Genomic DNA, 19,398 nt, shown 5'->3' with positions numbered 1-19,398 from the left:
GGCAACCCTGGTCTACGGCGTGGCCGGCACGACTGCGATTTCCGCACCGAGCGCGTAACCGGGGGCCAAAGGCAGCGAGTCGCCGCTCCAGAACCGGCCGGGGTCGAACCAATTCGGTTCTTTCTCGGTGGCAAGCAAACCCATCTCCTCGTAGGTCATTGCGACCACTTCGGCGCAGTATGCCGACTCCAGCCCGACCTTCGATTGTTTTGTCCCACGTCTCGCGGCACGTCGGCGGTCCGCCGAACTCCGCACCTTGTCGTCGAGCACCGGTACACCCCGGGTGACGTCACTCATCGTCGGAACGCGCCCCTTGAACCATCGGCCCGCGAGCCGGGCAGTCGTCGGGAACGCAGTGCCGTCCATTCGAGCGATCACCTTGAGCAGCAGATCTTCTTGTTCCCGGGCCGCATACGGCGTCAGCTGCCGGATCCAGCATCGCTGACCGTACTTCTGCATCCACTGCTCGGCGGCCTCACGGGCGTCGTTGAGTTGCACGCCTCGATGGTTGGTGCCGGTCCACATGTCGGTGAGTTTGTTGCCCAACTCGGCGTGCCACATCAACGGCGGCAGGTCGTCGAGTGCGACCGCCATCGCCACATGGTTCACCGGACTGTTGGTGAGGGTCTGGATGGCGCGGTCGGGACCCGACCGCCCGCGAAACAGCCACACATCTCCGGTCCGGGTGGAGTCGAGCGCCTCATCGAGCGAGATGGCCGCAGGCCGCTGGGAATGCACACGCAGAGCCTAAACGCGCCACGTCGACCCCCGCAGCACCACGGCGCCGGTACGCTCTACCGGTGCGCAGTGCCTGGAAGTGGATCGGTTTGGCCGGTGTCGTGGGTGTCGCAGCAAGCGGAGTCCTGGTGCGGCGGGACGTCCGCCAGCGCAACGCCTATACGGCCGACGACATCCGGGCCCGCCTGCACCAGCGATACGAGGAAGCCGAGGGCACCGCCCCGAACCGGTGACGTCAGTTGCTGGGACGGTCAGGCGAAACGGGCAGCGAGGGCTTCGAGTGTGCCGGTGATTCCGGAGCCGTTCTTCTTCTCGAACCCGAAGACCTCCAGCATCTTGGGCGACTTCGCACTGCTGTAGTCGAACGTCTCGGTGACCTGCGTGGTGTCAGGGCCGAGCGAGGTGAACTCCCACCGCCACTTGTGACCCAGCGGATGTTGCCACTCCACCAGCTTGTCGTCCTCGAAGCCGGTCACGGTCGAGGTGATCTTGTACGGAAGTCCGTACTGCTTCATGCCGACGCTGAACTTCGCGCCCCGGCTCAGCCGATCGGGTCCTTTGACCGCCGTGTCGCGGACTGTGCCCGATCCGTCGAGTTCGGGGTGCCGGTGAGGGTTGGCGACCAGCGCGAAGACCTCGGATACGGGTGCCTTCACCACCACCTGCCGGGCGATCTTGCGGGGGCCGGAATCAATTGTTGTCACAGTTGCATCTGCCATGGCGCCAACGTACGCCGCGACCGCTGGTCGATGCGCGTCGAACGCATTCTCAGAGCGGGTATTTCGTCCCGGTCTCACGTTCTGCGGCACGCCACAGTTCGCCGGCGAGGTCGTAGTCGCAGGCGGTGGACGATCGCCCGGACAGCACCGGCGACCCTTTCAGCGCCCAGAGCCCGTCCATCCCCACGTAGCTCCCTGGTGGAATCGGTTCGGTCAGGCAGTAGAGCGTGGACGCTGCGCCGGCATCGATGTCGTTGGCGACGAAGGTCGCTGCGGCCTTGACCACCTTGTGTACCGGACCCAGCCGAGGCTTGTTCGAGATGTTGGACGCCACCCAACCAGGCTGACTGAGCATCGCCGTGGTGGGAGAACCACTCTGTCGCAACCTCTTGTCGAGTTCGAGGCCCCACAACATCACGGCCAGCTTGGACCGGGCGTAAGCGCGGGGCGGCGACCACCGTGCGCTGCGCAGATGCAGGTCGTCGGGGTCGATGGTCGCCGAGCGGTGAGCATCGGACGCCACCAGGACGATCCGTTCACGAACTTGCGGCAGCAGCAGGTTGGTCAGGGCAAACGGTCCGAGGAAGTTGGTGCCGATGGCGGTCTCGAATCCGTCGCCGGTGTCAGCGCGTCTCGTCGGCACCATTCCGGCGTTGTTGATCAGGACGTCGATCGGCCCGTCGAGGTTCGCCGCGGCGTCGCGCACCGATGAGAGGTCGGCGAGGTCGAGTCGCACCACCTCGGTGTCGCCGCCGATCTCCACCGCGCGCCGGGCACCGAGTTCGGGATCACGGACCGCCAGGACCACACGCGCCCCGGCACCTGCGAGTGCTCGGGCGGTGGCGAATCCGACCCCATTCGTCGCCCCGGTGACCACCACCCGTTTGCCCTTCACGACACCGAGCCGGTCGGGTAGCCACTGTGTTGCCATGGCGTCGACCGTATCTCGCGACACCACCGGCGGGCTCGGTTTGGTCCCTGCGCCGACACACCGGGCCGACCGATACGGCACAGTGAGTCCATGAGCGTGAACAACACGAGGGGCGCCGGCGACCTCGGAAGAAGCCCGGACGCGGTCCGCCAGACCATCGTCGACCGTCTCGATGGTTTCGCCCACACCACCGCCGACCTCACCGAGGGCGTCCGCGCCGCCGCTGTTGCGATCGCGGTGACCAGTCGCGACGGCGAGTACGGCATCTGGCTGACCAAACGTCCTTCGCGGATGCGTGAACACCCCAGCCAATTCGCGCTCCCCGGCGGACGTCTCGAGGCCGGCGAAACCCACGCCGATGCAGCGTTACGCGAGATGCACGAAGAGCTCGGCGTCCACGTTGATCAGACGCAGGTACTGGGCCGCCTGGACGACTACGCCACCCGATCCGGGTACGTGATGACCCCCATCGTGTGCTGGGCTGGGCCCGACCGCGAGACCGATCCGAACCCCGGCGAAGTGGCCCAGCTGTTCTTCATCCCGATGTCCGACCTGATGGTGACGCCGCGGTTCATCAGCATCCCGGAGTCGGACAAGCCGGTCATCCAGCTCCCCCTGGTGGGATCGCTGGTGCACGCACCCACGGCCGCAGTGATCTACCAGTTCGCCGAAGTCGTGTTGGCAGGACGCCACACCCGGGTCGACGGGTTCGAGCAGCCGGTGTTCGCATGGCGTTGATCCGCTTACCCAGAACCGGCTGTACCCCTCGTCACCATGAGGTTTCCATACAGCAGCGAAAGGGTAGGCGAACACCGTGACCGCACCGCTGAAGACTTCATCGTCCAGTTCGATCATCCGGGACCTGCCGAAGCCTGCCGGTCCGCTCTCGGCCGCAGTCGTCTCGGAGCTGTCTCGCGATCCTGAAACATCCACGTCGCTGCTCTCACTCGACGAGTCCGCCTACGACACCGAACCGTACGGTCGTGATCTCCAGCTGGCGTTGTACGTCTGCTACGAACTGCACTACCGCGGGTTCATCGGCGTCGACGACGCCTGGGAATGGAACCCCGAACTCCTCCGGCTGCGCGGCCGCCTGGAGAAGAAGTTCATGAACGCATTGCGCGCCGACGTGGAGCCGGGCGACAACGCCATCGCAGAGATCGAGGCGCTCTCCGTCGAGAGCCCGGACGGCAGCGGACCTTCGTACTACCTGTGCGACGTCGGGACGTGGCATCAGCTGCAGGAGTACTTCGTGCACCGCTCGGTCTACCACCTCAAAGAAGCCGATCCCCATGCGTGGGCGATCCCCCGCCTCACGGGCCAGGCCAAAGCGTCGTTTGTTGCCGTCGAATTCGACGAGTTCGGTGGCGGTCGCGGTGAGAACGTGCACCAGCAGCTGTACGCCGACCTACTCGATGCCGCCGGCCTCGACTCCGACTACCTCGCTTACCTGGAGATCGTCCCCGGCGAGTCCCTGGCGCTGGTCAACCTGATGTCGTTGCTCGGACTGCACCGATCGCTGCGGGGCGCGGTGGTCGGGCATTTCGCGGCCACCGAGATCACGTCCTCGCCCGGTTCACGCCGACTGGCGCAGGCCCTCGAGCGTCTCGACGCCCCAGACGAGTGCATCCGGTTCTACCGCGAACACGTGGAGGCCGACGCCGTGCACGAGCAGGTGCTGCGCCACGAGGTGGTGGGTGACCTGCTGGCACGGGAGCCCGAACTCGAATCCGACGTGGTCTTCGGGATCCGCGCGTTCGACTTCCTCGAGGAGAAACTCGCAGCGTTGCTGATGAGGAGCTGGACCGAAGGAAAGTGCTCGCTGCTCGAACCGATCAGCTGATCAGATCCGGTCCTCGCGGCGCATGATCTTCTTACGGCCACGATGACTGGTGTCGCACAGCGGGTATGTCTTGCTGCGCTTGCACGCGCACAGAGCCACCATGAACCGATCGGAGTTGACGGTGCTGCCGTCGGGCATCTCGATGCTCACCGGTCCTTGAACCATGATGGGGCCGCCCTGCACCACCCGGATCACCCGGCGATCGCCGCCTCTTCCCTTGTCAGGGACGGTTCCCTTGTCAGGAACGGTCATCGCCCACCGGCGGCCTTGTGTGCACGGACGACCACGAGTTCTTCTTCGCGGCAACCGGGTTCGAGCATTCCCAGGGACTCGAGCCAGCGCGCATTCTGCATCAGTACCGGTCCGAACGGAATGCGTTCGCGGGCAACGACGTCAGCGTTCAGGCCACCTGCACGCAACTCGACGAGCGAGCTCTCGGTGTCGGCGAACTCTGACTGGACGATCATGATCGTGCCGTCGTCAGCAAGCAATTCCGGGGCCGCGACACACAGCGGGTCGAGCAATGTGCGACCATCGCGGCCACCGTGCCATGAATGTGTCAGGCCCACGCTGGCTGTCGAGAGACGATCGGCTGGTACGTAGGGCGGGTTGGAGACCACGAGGTCGAATGGACCTGCTTCGAGCGCCTCCTCCAGCGAACCGAGCCGTGCGTCGACAACAAGACCCTGTGCCTCCGCGTTGTCGAGGGTGCACTGCACCGCCTTCGGCGAGATGTCGTAGGCAATCACTTCCGCGGCACCGAGCCGTGCGGCCGCGACGGCGAGCACACCACTTCCCGTGCACAGATCGAGCACCCGGCGCCCCTGCACCATTCCGAGACCGGCCATGGCCGCGAGCAGCAGTCGCGAATCCTCTTGCGGTTTGTACACGCCGTTCGGCACCTCGATGGCCTCCAAGGCCGCCAGGGCCTCATCGACAGGGTCCGACACGTAGTTGTCGAGCATCGGGACACCCCGAACCGGCAGCATTGTCATGTTGTGGGCCTTTGCGGTCTCGAGGCCGCCGACGCTGATCGCCGTGGCCGCCATTGGGTTCCTTATGCCCCCTATTTCTGGGCGGTAAACACACCGTGCGCTTTGACGTCCGAGCATATTGCTCCGAACGTTTCGACAGTCCCGTTCCGGGGTGACCCGCAGCCACCGGGTCACGCGGGAGTTTGCCTGCATCCACCGTCGGGTATCTGCCCTGCGACAGCTCCACCTCCCGATGAGTGACGAAGGAGCGCGATGAGAGTCGCCGACATAGCCGGCCTGCCCATTCAGGCAGGTGCCGCTCTTCGGGGCGCTCGCCTCTTCCATCCCGACGGCGTACTGGCCAAAGGCACCCTGACCAGGGTGGCCGCCGACGGCGTCGGGTTGCCGATGGCGGACTGCGACGTGGTGGCCCGGGTGTCCAAAGGTGTCGGTATGCCCGGAACGGTTCCCGATGTGCTGGGCCTCGCCATGCGGATGCCGCCGCACCCAGGCGACCACGCGCCGTGGGACGTGCTGCTCGCCAGCGCCGCGGGCACGAACCTCGTGGCCAGGACCATCCCCTTCCCCGCTCGCGAGATCGGCAGCGCAGTCCTCTCCTCTCTACAGCCGCTGCACCACGACAGCGGCAGCTGGTGGCTTCGGGCACGAGTTGCGCCGCAGACACCGCAGGCCAGCGTCTCGGTGGAGAACTTCCGCACACAGATCAACGGTGCCGGTTTGGTCTTCGACATCGAGCAGGCCCACGGCACCGGACCTTTCGAGCTGCTCGCCCGATTGACGCTCTCCGAACCTGCCGACGACGCCGACTACCCCAATATCGGTTTCGACCCCACGCTGAACACCACCAGAGACGTTGATCCCGAACCGAACTGGTTATCAGGTACCCGTAAGCTCGCCTATCGTTACAGCCGCAAAGGGCGTGCCGCCGAAGGGTGAGGTGAGCACGGCAGTCCGGTCGAGTCGCGAAGGGGCCGAAGATCATGTCGTTGGACCAGGAGAAGACCGGCACCTCGGAACACCGCCTCCCTGCACTCGATCGCTTCTTCAAGATCACCGAGCGCAACTCGACACTCTCGCGGGAGATCCGCGGCGGCCTGGTCACCTTCTTCACGATGGCCTACATCGTGGTGCTCAACCCGATCATCATCGGCGGGGTACCGGGCAACTCCAAGAACACCGATGTCCTCGGTGACGTCCTCCCCCCTCGCACAGGTTGCGGCCGTCACCGCGTTGGTCGCCGGAATCATGTCCATCATCTTCGGCCTGGTGGCGAACTATCCGTTCGCGATCGCAGCCGGCCTGGGCATCAACAGCCTGCTCGCGGTGTCGATCGCGCCGCAGGTCACCTGGGCCGAGGCGATGGGGCTCGTCGTCATCGACGGCATCATCATCGTGGCGCTCGCGGTCACCGGTTTCCGGACTGCGGTGTTCCGGGCCGTCCCTTCCGAACTGAAGGCCGCGATCGCTGCAGGCATCGGGTGTTTCATCGCGTTCATCGGCCTGGTGGATGCCGGGTTCGTCAAACGCATCCCCGATGCGGCGGGCACAACCGTGCCGGTGAGCCTGGGTATCGACAACTCCGTGGCCACCTGGCCCACTCTGATCTTCGTCTTCGGTGTGCTGCTCATGGGTGTCCTGGTGGTGCGCAAGGTGCGGGGCGGTCTGCTCATCGGCATCGTGATCACCACTGCGGTCGCGATGATCGTGCAGACCTTCGCCGACCTGGGGCCCTCGGTCACCGACACCAAGGGCTGGAATCTCAACGTGCCCGACTGGCCGTCATCCGTCGGAGGAATGCCCGACCTCGACCTCGTGGGCGACGTCGACCTCTTCGGCGCGTTCACCCGCATCGGCGTGCTCTCGGCGTCGGTTCTCGTGTTCGCACTGGTCCTCTCGAACTTCTTCGACGCCATGGGCACGATGACCGGTCTCGGCAAAGAAGCCGAGCTCGCGGACAAGGACGGCAATCTGCCCGGCATCGGCAAGGCCCTTGTGGTCGAAGGTGCCGGGGCCATCGCCGGCGGCGCCGGGTCGGCATCGTCGAACACCGTGTTCGTCGAATCGGCGTCGGGCATCGCCGAGGGCGCCAGAACCGGTTTGGCGAACGTCGTGACCGGGGTCCTGTTCCTGGTTGCCATGTTCTTCACGCCGCTGTATTCGGTGGTGCCGCTCGAGGCCGCTGCACCCGCCCTGGTGGTGGTGGGCGCGTTGATGATCGCGCAGATCCGCACCGTCGACCTCACGCGGTTCGACTACGCGCTGCCCTGCTTCCTCACCATCGTGGTGATGCCCTTCACCTACTCGATCGCCAACGGCATCGGCGTCGGTTTCATCACCTGGGTGGTGCTCGCGTCCGCACGGGGCAAGATCCGGTCGATTCACCCCTTGCTCTGGCTGGTGGCCGCGCTGTTCGCCCTGTACTTCGCCAAGGAACCCATCGAAGCGCTCATCGGGTAGCTCGCTGCCGGTCCGCGTGGCCAATTAGTTGGCAGCGGTAAACTATTTCCGATGCAACTCCCGGTGATGTTCTCGTCTCTCGGGGTACGCAACTACCGTCTCTGGGCCGGTGGGCAGGTGGTCTCGCTCGTCGGGACCTGGATGCAGCGCATCGCCCAGGACTGGCTGGTACTGGAACTGTCCGGAGGCAGCGGCGTTGCGGTCGGCATCGTCATGGCCTTGCAATTCGGCCCCACGGCCATCGTGTCGCTACCCGCCGGAGCGCTGGCCGACCGGTTCGACAAACGCAAACTCCTCATCGCCACCCAGACCACCATCGCCTTGTGTGCCCTGATTCTCGGGGTGCTCGATGTGGCGGGGATGGCAACTCTGGCCTGGGTGTACATCCTCTCGTTCGCCTTGGGGTGCGTCTCGGCGATCGATGCGCCGATCCGGCAGTCGTTCACCATCGAGATGGTGGGCGCGGAGCAGTTGCCCAACGCCGTGGCACTGAACTCGCTGACGTTCAATCTCGCCCGGATCATCGGACCTGCCGTGGCCGGGCTCCTGATCACCTTGGTGGACACCGGCCCGGTCTTCCTCATCAATGCGGTCACCTCACTGGCGGTGTTGGCCGGATTGTTCGCGATGCGCACCTCGGAGCTGATCCGCTCCGCCCGTGCCACCACGGACCGCTCGATCCGAAGTGGGGTGCGCTACGTGCGCCGCAACCGCCACCTCGTCGTGGTCCTCGCGACGGTGTTCGTCGTCTCCACCTTCGGCCTGAACTTCCCACTCTCGCTTGCGCTCCTGACCGCGAACACCTTCGAGGGAACTGCAGGCGGATACGGTCTGCTGTCCACGATGCTGGCCGTGGGCACACTCAGCGGAGCACTGGTGGCAGCCCGCCGGACAAAACCGGCACGGCTACGGCACTTTCTGGCCGGCGCACTCGCGTTCGGGGTCTTCGAGGTGGTCGTCGGTGTGATGCCGACCTTCTGGCTGGTGGCAGTGGTCCTCATCCCGGTCGGTGTCGCCAACATCATGTTCACCACCTCGGCGATGAACATCATGCAACTGTCGGTCGATTCGCAGATGCGCGGCCGGGTGATGGGCATCTACATGCTCTGTTTCCTCGGCGGCACGCCGATCGGCAGCCCCTTGCTGGGCTGGCTCGCCCAGGTGACCGATCCGCGTGCACCACTGATCGTCGGTGGTGCGATCAGCGCGATCGCCGTGGCGGGGTGCGGACTTCTGCTGATGCGCGCCGGTCACATGCGGCCTTCGCTCGACCACGGCCGGGTGGTGTTGTCCTCCCACGAGTGAGGCAGGCGTTCCACCAGCAAATTGCACACGCGGCCGGCGTTCGGTGCCATTCTGGATGGATGATCGACATCGAACGACCCAAGATCGAAGGCTCCGTGGCGGTCGGTGAGGGACGCCGGATCGGGTTCGCCGAGTTCGGTTCCGCGACCGGCCGAGCTGTGTTCTGGCTCCACGGCACGCCTGGCGCCAGGCGGCAGATCCCGATCGAGGTCCGCGATCTCGGCGAAGCGGAGAACATCCGGATCATCGGTCTCGACCGGCCCGGCGTCGGGTCTTCGACCCCGTACAGCTACCCCAACGTGCTCGCCTTCGCCGACGATCTCGCCACCGTCGCCGACACCCTCGGCGTGGACGAGTTCGCGGTCATCGGCCTCTCCGGCGGAGGCCCTTACGCGCTGGGCGTGGCCCATGCGATGCCCGACCGAGTGGTCGTCGCCGGCGTACTCGGCGGCGTGGCACCCGCGGTCGGGCCCGACGCGATCGGTGGGGGCGCCATGGAACTGGGCAAGTTCCTCGCACCCCTGCTGCAGACGGCCGGGGCTCCGATCGGGCGGGTTGTCAGTTCGGTCGTGCGAGTGGCACGACCGGTTGCCGGGCCGGCCATCGGTCTCTACGGACGGCTGTCCCCCGCTGCCGACCGCGAACTGCTCCAGCGCCCCGAGTTCAAAGCGATGTTCCTCGACGATCTCCTCAACGGCGGACGCCGTCAGATGGAGGCCCCGTTCGCCGATGTTGTTGTCTTCGCCCGCGATTGGGGATTCTCGGTCGGCGACGTGACCGTCCCGGTGCGCTGGTGGCACGGCGACCACGACCACATCATTCCGCACAAGCACGGCGAACACGTGGTGCATCTACTGCCCGACGCCAAGATGTTCACCATGCCCGGTGAGAGCCATCTGGGCGGACTGGGCTTGGCGGTCGACATCCTCGGTGAGCTGATGGCGGTCTGGGATTCGGAGACCGCGCTCGGCAAACGGTGAACGACGTAGGGTGGTCTCTGGCGCCGACCGGGCGTCCGCGAGCGGAACAGGAGTGCCGAATGTCCGACTGGGTGCACAAGATCAAACAAGAAGCCAAGGAGTTCGTGGCGTCCGCGGAGCAGGAGTTCACCGTCCTCGAGGGCGTCGACGGAGTCGACCCGATGGATCGTCGCGCCGGTGACCCCGAAGCCCACGCAGCGGAGAACACGACAACCTCGGGCGAGTCCGAAGGCGCACCCAAACCGGAGTGATCGGGCACCCGCCGAGCTCACACCGGGTACGGCAGGGTGTCCCCACCTCGTTGGTCGAGCATCACCGTCATCACTGATATCTCGTCCGACTGCGACTTCACCATCCCGACTGCCGCACGCCGAATGGCGGGTTCTCCAGCGCTCCGGGCCGCTTCTGCGGCCATGTCGATCGCCCCTTGGTGGTGCCGGATCATCAACTGCAGGAACAAGATCTCGCTCTGCACATCGTCGGCCGACGACAACCGGGTCAGTTCGTCGCCACTGGCCATCCCCGGCATCGTCGACACACCCGCGGCGTGCTGATGGCCACCCGCTTCCATCCAGCTCATCGGACGCGTCGCCTGCAGCGGTGCGTCGAGCATCTGTAGCCAGCCCTGCATCTGCCCGATCTCGCGCCACTGCGCCTGCTCGATCTGGGCCGCGAGCGCCCGGACATCCGGCTGCGCTGTCGGCGCCAGTAGGTCGCACATCATGAGGGCCTGCTGGTGATGTGCGGACATGTCTTGTGCAAAGCCCACGTCCACGGCGGTCGCCGACTCTCCGGCCACCTTCGACTCCGGACCTCCGCGGTCGACCATCAACCCGACACCCAGCCCGACGACCAAGGCCACGACAACCGCAGTGATCAACCATAACCGTTGGCCGACAATGGCTTTCATCGGATCGGGTATACCGCCGGATCGAGCGCCAGGGCCATGAACCCGTTGTCCATGCAGGTCACCCAGAGCTGATCGCCGTGGAACTCCGGTGGTGACAGACACCAGTCGGCCGAGAGGTCGCCTCCCACGAGACGACTCTGATCATTGATTATCCCGTCGACGGGGCTGTCGCCCTGCAGCACTGCCCGGGCGACCGCCAGCGTGCCGATGATCGGCGGAGCCGCGATGGAGCCGAGCAGAGCGTGCAGAGAGTTGCTCAACTGCCAGTTCTTGCCCGTCTGCGCGGGTGGGTTGAAGTACGCGACCTCCTCGAAGTGGTCGGGGTCGCTGATGTCGAACACTCGGACGCCCGACTGGATCCACCCGCATGCCATCGCGGTCGGATCGACCGGACGATCCACCGAGCAGTAGTGGGCGTCGTAACCGAACGCGCCGTTGGCAGTGGTGCTCTGGGCCCACCTGTTGGCGTTGTCCGGCAGATTGATCGCCAACTTGATCGCGTTGCGCTGCTGGAGATTCGACGAGCGCGCCGCATCGAACAACTTGACGCCACCCGAACCGCCCTCGTCGACGCTGAAAACGTGCGGCTGCCCGTCGTAGGTGACGTAGATGCTGTGTTGAGTGATCTGACCATCGGCCCAGAGCTTTTCACCGACGTGCGGCATGAGTTCGGGCACAATCGTTCTCGGTGTGCGGTTCTGCACCGCCGAGACGTCGATCATCGTCAGTCCCAGAAGATTCGACAGATACATGGTGTTGCCGTCCGGCGAGAACCCGAGACCATGGGCCTCGACACCCGTGACCCCGGACCACACCACCATCGGATCACGCGGATCGGTGATGTCGATGGCGCTGACGTAGCCGGGCGCAATGCCGGTGGCCCAGTACGTGTTCCCGTCAGGCGAGAAGTCGCCCTCGTGGGTGGTGACCGGAATCGGCATCGACAGCTGGGACCCGGCGCCGGTGTTGAGCAGCCGCGGGTGCGCGCAGTCGGTGGCGATGTCGTACACCGAGATGTAACCGGCGCCCTCGAGGATGCCCACCCCCGTGCCCACCAGGAGTCCACGTTCCTTGTTGACCTTCAACGACTCCCAGGTGCCGCCCACCATCGCAGGTTCGCTCAGCACATCCGTCATCCGTGGATTGGCCGGATCGCTGACGTCGATCACCTGCACCCCGGGATCGGGTCCCAAGAAGTTGGTGGGGAAAGAAGAACCCGTGTACGAACAGTGACCGTAGGTGGCACTGACGATGCCGGCGCCCTGCCCCTGATACTGACCGATCAGATCGATGTTGCAGTTGTAACCCTTGGTGCTGCGCCCGGACTTTCGGTCCGCCAAGGGCACCTCGCCCTGGATACCGGTCTCGACCTGATCACCCGGACGACAGTCCGCCACGTCCACCGCGGTCGGCCAGACGTCGATCAGGTCGTTGTACCCGGGCGGCGCGGCCGCCGAAGCCGGACCGACCGTCGCCGTTGCCATCGCCAGGACCGCACCGAAGATCACCGCGATCCGGACCGCGCCCTTGTTTCCCGCCCATGCGCCCACAACAAGCCCCCTCCGGCTTCATTGCCGTGCTTCGCGGGAGCGTAACGCCGCTCGGCTGCGACGAGGTGCGCTTTCAGGATTTTTCCGCGGTGGTGGTCAGCCCACGGGCAGGCTGTTCACCGCATCGACGAGCTGATCGGACGTGGTGGCCTTGTCCACGGCGGAGAGTTCGATGTACACGTCGGGCATACCATCGACCGTCAGCGCCATCCATCGTGGCTCGTCCCCGCCGCCACCGCTGACCGCCCGCCCGTTCTGCCACGTTGTGCTGGTCACCCCGTCGAAACCGCGGATGTCGTCCATCCGGCTCTCGAGCGCCTCGGGTGTGACATAGAAGTCGGTCCACAGGTCGTACTGCTCACCACCGGAGTCCAGGACACAGCGGAATCCCGCCTTGATGAACTGCTCGCCCGATCCGTCTGGCCCGTCACCTTCCTCCGGCGGCACGGCATCCATCCGTGTCTCGCATCGCATGCCGTTGTAGCCCTGCTCGTCGGGTCCCGCCGGTAACAGCTCGGGCAACCGTTGGGCCGACTCCGCATACAGCCCCCACCCGGAGCCCACCTCGACCGACGCCGAAGCGCTCGGTTCGGACACGCGGCCCTTGTCGTCCACCGCCCGCACCCGGTACTCCACCCGGTCGCCGCCTGAAGGAGCCACCGCCGAGATGTCGGTGAACTCGGTGGCCGGGCCCGAGTACACCACCGCCTCACCCCGACTGAGCAGATAGGAATCGGCTCCTGACGCCGACTTCCAGCTGACATTCACCACAGGGCCCTCGGCACTGGCCGTGACCGTCCCCGGACTCGACACCGAATTGCCGGCACCCCGCACGAAGTAGGTGATGGTGAACGCGAGAATCAGCGCCACCACCCCGGCGACCACCAGCAGGGGCCATCCCCAGCGCTTCACAGCGGAAGCCTGTCCAACAGGGCCACGGCGTCGGCGTCTTTGCCGCTCTCCATGGTGACGCTCAAGTCGTACACCTCACGATCGGTGTCATCGAAGGCCAGGATCGCGGTACCCGCCCAGTCACTGGTCGGGCCGTTGCCCTGATAGAGGGTGCCGTCGGCGCCCTGATCGGTGGTCACCGACGACGTCTTCAAGTTGAGACTGTCCAGATACTCGTCGCGGACCTGGCGAGACGGGAACTGCCGCAGCTGCACTGTGTAGGTGGCAGCGGCGTCGCGGCAGAAGATGACGCCCGTCTTCGGGATCTCCTGGTCGACACTGCCCGTGCCGCCCCAGCACGCTTCTTGCCCGAAGGTGTCGGTGGACAACGGGCTCGGGCCGACGATCTCCCCGAAGGTGGACGCCATCTGTTCCAGACCGTGCCACCGTTGCGCCACCGCGACCTCGTCACTCGCCGGGCTATAGGACGATTCATCCCGGTCGCCCGATCGCGCCGACACCGTGTACGAGTACGTACCCGGCAACGGCATGGGTTGTGCATACTCGGTTTTGTCCCCGACATAGATGACCGAATCACCTTGCCGCAGAACGTACTCGGACGCGCCGTCCACCGCGGACCAACTGATGTCCACGGACTCTGCGGCCAGTTCGACGGCGGGCTTCTGCGGCGCAGCCAGCGCACTGCCGCCGCCGGTGATCAGCGTGGCGGCAATCACACCGAGCACCACCGCGAGCACCACCACCGGCCCGGCGAGCACCGCAGGGCGGGTGAACCACGGACCGTTCGGCGTCGGGGGCGCCGCGGGTCCGGTGCCCGCGTAGGCCGGACGTTGTCCACTCGACGCCATCCCCGGGTATCCCTGGCCCGCCCCCTGATACGGGTTCGACTGACCCGGCGAAGAATGCTGGGGAGTGAAGTGCTGCGGTGACGAGTGCGGGGCCGCGGGCTGTCCGGGAGTGGACTGTCCGGGGGCGGAGGGATACGGTCCCGGTTGGTACGGGTTGGACGGCACGGGCCCGGGCGTCGCGGCCGGAGGGAAGGTCACCGCAGCGGCCGACCGCGGGGCATTCGTCGGCGGCACAACGGGTTTGACCGGTATGGGCACAAAAGCGCTCTGTGCGCGCGTGCTCTGCGGCGCCCCACCGCCTTGCAGCGCTTCCAGTGCGGCATCGGCCAGCTCGCGGGCGCTGTCGAAACGGTCAGCGGGTTTCTTGGCCATAGCCCTGGCGATCACCGAAGCCATCGCCGCCGGCACCGCGGGATTGACGGCCGCCGGGTTGGGCGGGGCGTTGAACATGTGCGCCGCCATCAGGCCTTGACTGGTGGGGGCGTCGAAAGGTGCTGTCGCGGTGAGCAACTCGTAGAGCGTGCAACCAAGCGCGTACACGTCGGCACGGTGGTCGATCTCCTCGCCGCCGATCTGTTCAGGTGCGCTGTACCGCAGCGTGCCCACCGTCATCCCCACCGACGTGAGACTGCTGTCGGTCTCTTGCGCCATCCGCGCGATGCCGAAGTCGGTGAGTTTCACCGCATCCGGGTTCATCGGATCGGCACCTGGCGTGATCAGGATGTTCCCGGGCTTGACGTCGCGGTGCAACAGCCCCTTGCGGTGCGCGTAGTCCAGTCCGTCGGCGACCTCGGAGATGATCTGCACCGCAAGTCGCGGATGCAACGGTCCGTCGATCAACATGTGTGCCGCGTCGGTACCCGACACGAACTCCATCGCAATCCACAGCTGACCCTCGTGAGTACCTCGGTCCAGCACGTTCACCAGGTTCGGGTGACTGAGTGGGGCGACCAGATCCGCTTCCCGCTCGAACCGAGCCCGGGTGTCGGGGTCGCTGCCGTAGGTGTTGTTCAGCAACTTGATGGCATCGGCTCTCGGCAACCGGGGGTGCTGGGCCTTGTACACCTCCCCCATCCCGCCGCGGCCGAGCAGCTCCAGAATTTGATAGCCACCGATGTAGGAACCGATCGCCACGCTCATCTCATGCCCTTCCACCTCTCACCCATGGTCGGTGAGCTGAGCAGATAGTAGCCACCACAGACTGGGGCAGACCAGATCTCGGAGCCCGATTACACCGTCTGACCGATCACGCCAAAACAGCCCGCGTGACACGGTTCGGCAAATACGCTCAGCGCCATGAAATCTGACGTTGTCCGGGTACTGGTCTGTGTCGCGGCGGTGGGCGCCACGGTGTCCGCAGGCGCGGGCGCCGCTTCCGCCTCCCCCGCCGGTACATGCACTGCGGCCGATCGCGTGGCCGGCGCCCAGACCTACCTCGATGCGCTCGTCGACCCCTCGTACGCCTACGACGTCCCCCTTGCCGACAACGTGGTCCGATTCGAGAACGGGCTGCAGACCGGGTTCTCCGGCGACGTGATGAAGGCCGAACTCGCTCTACATCTGCAATACAGCGGCATCACCTCGCTGGACAACGAACAGTGGTCGGGCAGCGGCGACTCGGTCCGGGTGATCTACGACCTCGAATATGGAGTCGGCGACCTCAATGTGGCCGATGCCGCCGTGGACGAGACCTTCCGGTTCAACGGCGATTGCCTGATCCAACGCATCGACGCGACCATCACCATCGCCCCCGGTGACGGATTCTGATGGGGCGCTTCAGTCGCGCCGAACTCGAGAGCGAGTTCGCCCGGTTCGAGAAGATGGTCGAGCAGGTTGCCGAAACCCACGACTGGAACCCCTGGGCCGAGCAGTTCACCGACGATGCCGACTACGTCGAACACGCCATGGGCACCTTCAAGGGGCGCGAAGAGATCCGCACCTGGGTGATCAAGACCATGGGCCGGTTCCCGGGCAGTCACATGGTCGCCTTCCCGGCACTGTGGCATGTGATCGACCAAGAGACCGACCGGGTGATCTGCGAGATCGACAACCCCCTGCGCGACCCCGGCGACGGTTCGTTGTTCACGGCCACCAACATCACGATCCTGACGTACGCCGGCGACGGGCTCTGGTCCAAGGAAGAGGACGTCTACAACCCGATGGAGTTTGCTCAGGCAGCCAAAGCCTGGTGTCATAGGGCACAGGAGCTGGGGAACCTGACCGACGAGGCCGGTAGATGGCTCGACACGGTGGGCAAGTACTTCTGAAGGATCGCTCGCTGCCAACAATAGATTGGTAGTTCAGTTTTTCTGGGCGGATTCGCATCACGTCAGTAAGATGCACCACACACGGGGACCATCGGGGCACTCAGTTCGAGCAGTAACCAAGCCACGACTGACCAGCAGCGATCCAGTGGCGCGAGGGGTTCGACACACCCTCGCGCCGGCGCGAAGAACTTGGGTGGCGGTAGTGCGTTCCCGTAGCCTGGACCCTTATCACGCCTAGCCGTTCTTGGAGGAATAACTAATGGCCCGCGAGTTGACTCAACTGGAGCTCTTGAAAGAACTGGAGCCGGTGGCCGAGGAAAACGTCAATCGCCATCTGCGCCTTGCCAAGGACTGGAACCCGCATGACTACGTCCCCTGGGACGAAGGGCAGAACTTCGCGGCTCTCGGTGGTGTCGACTGGGATCCGGAGCAGTCGAGGCTCGACGACGTGGCCAAGGCCGCGATGGTCACCAACCTCCTGACCGAGGACAACCTGCCGTCCTATCACCGCGAGATCGCGGAGAACTTCTCGATGGACGACGCGTGGGGCCACTGGGTCGGACGCTGGACCGCCGAAGAGAACCGCCACGGCATCGCGATGCGCGACTACCTGGTGGTCACCCGCGGCGTCGATCCCGTCGCCCTCGAAGAAGCTCGCATGATCCATATGACAAACGGCTTCTCCTCACTCGCGACCGCGGGTAAGCGAGCTGAAGAACTCGGCGAGACCAGCGCCGGACTGCTGCGTTCGGTGGCGTATGTGACCTTCCAGGAACTCGCGACGCGGGTCTCGCACCGCAACACCGGCAAGGCCTGCAACGACCCGATCGCCGACCGCATGCTCCAGCGCATCGCCGCCGACGAGAACCTGCACATGGTGTTCTACCGCAACATCTGCGGTGCCGGCCTCGACATCTCCCCCGACCAGACCATCCGAGCGATCTACGAAGTGGTCTCCAACTTCCAGATGCCCGGCCTCGGCATGCCGAACTTCCGTCGCAACGGCGTCCTCATGGCCAAGCACGGCATCTACGACCTGCGTCAGCACCTCGAAGAGGTCATCCAGCCCGTCCTGCGCAAGTGGAACATCTTCGAGCGCGAGGACTTCAGCGCGGAGGGCGAGAAGACCCGCGAAGAGCTGGCCGCGTTCCTCGACAAGCTGGCCTCAGACACCATCAAGTTCGAAGAGATGCGTGACCGCGCACTCGCTCGCGAAGCGGCCAAGCGCGAAAAGGCCCGCGCCGCTTCCTAGCGGCGACTTCTCGGAAAGGCCACATCCTGACCGCCCTGCTGCCAGACACGCGCACCACCCCGGCACTGTCCATCGGGTCCATCGAGCTCTCCAGCCCGGTGGTCCTGGCTCCGATGGCCGGGGTGACCAACGTTGCCTTCCGTACGTTGTGCCGTGAACTCGAGCTCGCCCGGACCGGGACCGTTGCCGGTCTCTACGTCTGTGAGATGGTCACGGCCCGCGCTCTTGTGGAGCGCCACCCGGTCACGATGCACATGACCACGTTCGCCCCGGAAGAGAACCCGCGGTCGATGCAGCTCTACACGGTTGATCCCGAGTACACCTATGCCGCGGCCAAGATGATCGTCGACGAGAACCTCGCCGACCACATCGACATGAACTTCGGCTGCCCGGTGCCAAAGGTGACACGCAAGGGCGGCGGCTCGGCCATCCCCTACAAGCGCCGCCTGTTCGCCAACATCGTCGCCGCTGCCGTCCACGCCACCGAGGGCACCGACATCCCCGTAACCGTCAAGTTCCGCATCGGAATCGACGACGAGCACCACACTCACCTCGACGCCGGTCGGATCGCTGCCGCCGAGGGCGCGAAAGCTGTTGCGCTGCATGCTCGTACGGCCTCGCAACGCTATTCCGGGAGCGCCGACTGGGACGAGATCGCACGACTCAAGGAGCACGTGACCGACGTGCCCGTCCTCGGCAACGGCGACATCTTCGAGCCCGCCGACGCCACCCGGATGATGAATCAGACCGGCTGCGACGGCGTGGTCATCGGTCGTGGATGTCTCGGCCGGCCATGGCTGTTCTCCGAACTGAGCGCCGAACTGAACGGATTGCCCACCCCGGCGGCCCCCACGCTCGGCGAAGTGGCGCAGATCATCGTCCGGCACGGACAGCTGCTCGCCGATCACCACGGCGAGTTCAAGGGCATGCGGGAAATCCGCAAACACGTTGCCTGGTATCTGCGCGGTTTCCCCGTCGGCTCGGAGTTGCGTCGCGACATGGCCTTGGTCGAGACCGTCGATCAACTTGCCGACATGGTGGGCCAATTACCCGCTGACGTGCCCTTTCCCCGCGACGGCCATGGTCCGCGCGGACGGCAGGGGTCGCCGTCGGCCGTGGCCCTCCCCCACGGCTGGCTCGATGACCCGGACGACGACTGCGTTCCCGACGGCGCCGAGGTCATGCATTCCGGCGGATAGCACCACCAATGGAAATACCGGTTCCGGAAACCTCGGTTTCACGCTGCCGAACTCGTACACAAGAACAACGGCCGACGAACGCTCGGCAACAAGGCACATACAGGTTCGGCCAGTATCATCGTGAACGCGCCTGCCCGGCCGACATGTTTTTCGACGGGCCTGAGATACAGCCCGGTGCCCAGAAGTCCGAAGGAACATGAGTGAGCAGCGACGACGAGCTCCGGGGACGCACACCCGAGGAACGCCGCGATCTGATTCGCCGCCAGCTCGGCGCGCCATCGGATGAGGTACTCCGTGAACCCCCGCTCGGGAACTGCCTCGTGACGCCGCGGGCCGATTGACGGTTCAGGAACTACTCAATCGGATGAATGCCGCCGGCTCGTCCGGACGCGCCGCACCATCCCCTTCGTCTCGAGCCGCCTCCGACGGGCCGTCGCAGCCCCCGGCCGGCGAACCCCGATCCTCGACAGACCGTTCCTCGACACCTCCGTC

General features: G+C 65.5%; 21 protein-coding genes and 1 pseudogene. 13 read left to right on the top strand and 9 right to left on the bottom strand.

Annotated features, from left to right (window positions below; all coding sequences use genetic code 11):
- Positions 1-12: 12 nt before the first annotated feature.
- A complete protein-coding gene (locus tag MVA47_RS08935) occupies positions 13-714 on the bottom strand; it encodes a hypothetical protein (RefSeq protein WP_062795891.1) in 702 nt (233 codons plus the stop codon).
- A gap of 86 nt (positions 715-800) precedes the next feature.
- Between MVA47_RS08935 and MVA47_RS08930 the strand changes: the two genes are divergently transcribed.
- Positions 801-971, top strand: coding sequence for a hypothetical protein (locus MVA47_RS08930; RefSeq protein WP_247207538.1), 171 nt, complete (start codon positions 801-803; stop codon positions 969-971).
- Between the two features lie 18 nt (positions 972-989).
- On the opposite strand, the gene MVA47_RS08925 is transcribed toward MVA47_RS08930, so the two are convergent.
- Both MVA47_RS08925 and MVA47_RS08920 read right to left on the bottom strand, forming a co-directional pair.
- The gene (locus tag MVA47_RS08925) at positions 990-1,457 is read right to left on the bottom strand and encodes an SRPBCC family protein (protein WP_247207537.1); all 468 of its coding nucleotides are present in this window, start codon (positions 1,455-1,457) and stop codon (positions 990-992) included.
- Between the two features lie 49 nt (positions 1,458-1,506).
- On the bottom strand, positions 1,507-2,388 hold the full coding sequence (locus tag MVA47_RS08920; protein ID WP_247207536.1) for an SDR family NAD(P)-dependent oxidoreductase: 882 nt from the start codon (positions 2,386-2,388) through the stop codon (positions 1,507-1,509).
- A 90-nt stretch (positions 2,389-2,478) separates the two neighbouring features.
- Here MVA47_RS08920 and MVA47_RS08915 point away from each other — a divergent pair, with 90 nt between their 5' ends.
- Both MVA47_RS08915 and MVA47_RS08910 read left to right on the top strand, forming a co-directional pair.
- Positions 2,479-3,126 carry a CoA pyrophosphatase gene (locus MVA47_RS08915; protein WP_247207535.1) on the top strand — a complete coding sequence of 216 codons (648 nt, stop codon included), beginning with the start codon at positions 2,479-2,481 and terminating at the stop codon, positions 3,124-3,126.
- Between the two features lie 76 nt (positions 3,127-3,202).
- Positions 3,203-4,231, top strand: a complete 1,029-nt coding sequence (locus tag MVA47_RS08910) for an iron-containing redox enzyme family protein (protein WP_374474145.1) — start codon at positions 3,203-3,205, stop codon at positions 4,229-4,231.
- Here MVA47_RS08910 and MVA47_RS08905 read toward each other — a convergent pair whose 3' ends face one another.
- Complete coding sequence (locus MVA47_RS08905) at positions 4,232-4,483, bottom strand: CDGSH iron-sulfur domain-containing protein (RefSeq protein WP_247207534.1); 252 nt, start codon at positions 4,481-4,483, stop codon at positions 4,232-4,234.
- On the bottom strand, positions 4,480-5,196 hold the full coding sequence (locus tag MVA47_RS08900; protein ID WP_374474362.1) for a HemK2/MTQ2 family protein methyltransferase: 717 nt from the start codon (positions 5,194-5,196) through the stop codon (positions 4,480-4,482). The genes MVA47_RS08905 and MVA47_RS08900 overlap by 4 nt, the downstream gene beginning before the upstream one ends.
- A gap of 282 nt (positions 5,197-5,478) precedes the next feature.
- Between MVA47_RS08900 and MVA47_RS08895 the strand changes: the two genes are divergently transcribed.
- The 5 genes and pseudogenes from MVA47_RS08895 to MVA47_RS08875 all read left to right on the top strand — a co-directional run bounded on the left by MVA47_RS08895 (position 5,479) and on the right by MVA47_RS08875 (position 10,219).
- The gene (locus MVA47_RS08895) at positions 5,479-6,162 is read left to right on the top strand and encodes a phosphodiesterase (protein ID WP_247207532.1); all 684 of its coding nucleotides are present in this window, start codon (positions 5,479-5,481) and stop codon (positions 6,160-6,162) included.
- A gap of 44 nt (positions 6,163-6,206) precedes the next feature.
- Positions 6,207-7,683: pseudogene (locus tag MVA47_RS08890) on the top strand (NCS2 family permease).
- Between the two features lie 66 nt (positions 7,684-7,749).
- Complete coding sequence (locus MVA47_RS08885; protein ID WP_051406473.1) at positions 7,750-8,988, top strand: MFS transporter; 1,239 nt, start codon at positions 7,750-7,752, stop codon at positions 8,986-8,988.
- Between the two features lie 59 nt (positions 8,989-9,047).
- Positions 9,048-9,968, top strand: coding sequence for an alpha/beta fold hydrolase (locus tag MVA47_RS08880; protein ID WP_247207531.1), 921 nt, complete (start codon positions 9,048-9,050; stop codon positions 9,966-9,968).
- 59 nt (positions 9,969-10,027) lie between these two features.
- Entirely contained in the window at positions 10,028-10,219 is a 192-nt protein-coding gene (locus MVA47_RS08875) for a hypothetical protein (RefSeq protein ID WP_247207530.1), read from the top strand.
- A 17-nt stretch (positions 10,220-10,236) separates the two neighbouring features.
- On the opposite strand, the gene MVA47_RS08870 is transcribed toward MVA47_RS08875, so the two are convergent.
- The 4 genes from MVA47_RS08870 to MVA47_RS08855 form a co-directional block, all read right to left on the bottom strand.
- The gene (locus MVA47_RS08870) at positions 10,237-10,878 is read right to left on the bottom strand and encodes a DUF305 domain-containing protein (protein WP_247207529.1); all 642 of its coding nucleotides are present in this window, start codon (positions 10,876-10,878) and stop codon (positions 10,237-10,239) included.
- Positions 10,875-12,362: a hypothetical protein gene (locus MVA47_RS08865; protein WP_281505115.1), complete on the bottom strand. Its 1,488-nt coding sequence runs from the start codon at positions 12,360-12,362 to the stop codon at positions 10,875-10,877. Before MVA47_RS08865 ends, MVA47_RS08870 begins: the two co-directional genes overlap by 4 nt.
- A 162-nt stretch (positions 12,363-12,524) precedes the next feature.
- Positions 12,525-13,340: a hypothetical protein gene (locus MVA47_RS08860; RefSeq protein WP_247207527.1), complete on the bottom strand. Its 816-nt coding sequence runs from the start codon at positions 13,338-13,340 to the stop codon at positions 12,525-12,527.
- A complete protein-coding gene (locus MVA47_RS08855) occupies positions 13,337-15,328 on the bottom strand; it encodes a serine/threonine-protein kinase (protein WP_247207526.1) in 1,992 nt (663 codons plus the stop codon). The genes MVA47_RS08860 and MVA47_RS08855 overlap by 4 nt, the downstream gene beginning before the upstream one ends.
- Before the next feature lie 156 nt (positions 15,329-15,484).
- On the opposite strand from MVA47_RS08855, the gene MVA47_RS08850 reads away from it, so the two are divergent.
- The 5 genes from MVA47_RS08850 to MVA47_RS08830 all read left to right on the top strand — a co-directional run bounded on the left by MVA47_RS08850 (position 15,485) and on the right by MVA47_RS08830 (position 19,247).
- Complete coding sequence (locus MVA47_RS08850; RefSeq protein WP_247207525.1) at positions 15,485-15,955, top strand: hypothetical protein; 471 nt, start codon at positions 15,485-15,487, stop codon at positions 15,953-15,955.
- Positions 15,955-16,455 carry a nuclear transport factor 2 family protein gene (locus MVA47_RS08845; RefSeq protein ID WP_247207524.1) on the top strand — a complete coding sequence of 167 codons (501 nt, stop codon included), beginning with the start codon at positions 15,955-15,957 and terminating at the stop codon, positions 16,453-16,455. The genes MVA47_RS08850 and MVA47_RS08845 overlap by 1 nt, the downstream gene beginning before the upstream one ends.
- Before the next feature lie 259 nt (positions 16,456-16,714).
- Positions 16,715-17,707: an acyl-ACP desaturase gene (locus MVA47_RS08840; RefSeq protein WP_247207523.1), complete on the top strand. Its 993-nt coding sequence runs from the start codon at positions 16,715-16,717 to the stop codon at positions 17,705-17,707.
- A 38-nt stretch (positions 17,708-17,745) separates the two neighbouring features.
- Positions 17,746-18,906 (top strand): tRNA dihydrouridine synthase DusB, encoded by a 1,161-nt coding sequence (dusB, locus tag MVA47_RS08835; RefSeq protein WP_281505114.1) that lies wholly within the window; start codon positions 17,746-17,748, stop codon positions 18,904-18,906.
- Positions 18,907-19,106: 200 nt separating this feature from the next.
- Positions 19,107-19,247, top strand: a complete 141-nt coding sequence (locus MVA47_RS08830; protein WP_247207522.1) for a hypothetical protein — start codon at positions 19,107-19,109, stop codon at positions 19,245-19,247.
- The last annotated feature ends 151 nt before the right edge of the window (positions 19,248-19,398 follow it).

Source organism: Williamsia sp. DF01-3 (genome assembly GCF_023051145.1).
Lineage (GTDB): Bacteria > Actinomycetota > Actinomycetes > Mycobacteriales > Mycobacteriaceae > Williamsia.
This window is presented reverse-complemented; position numbering and strand designations above follow the sequence as displayed.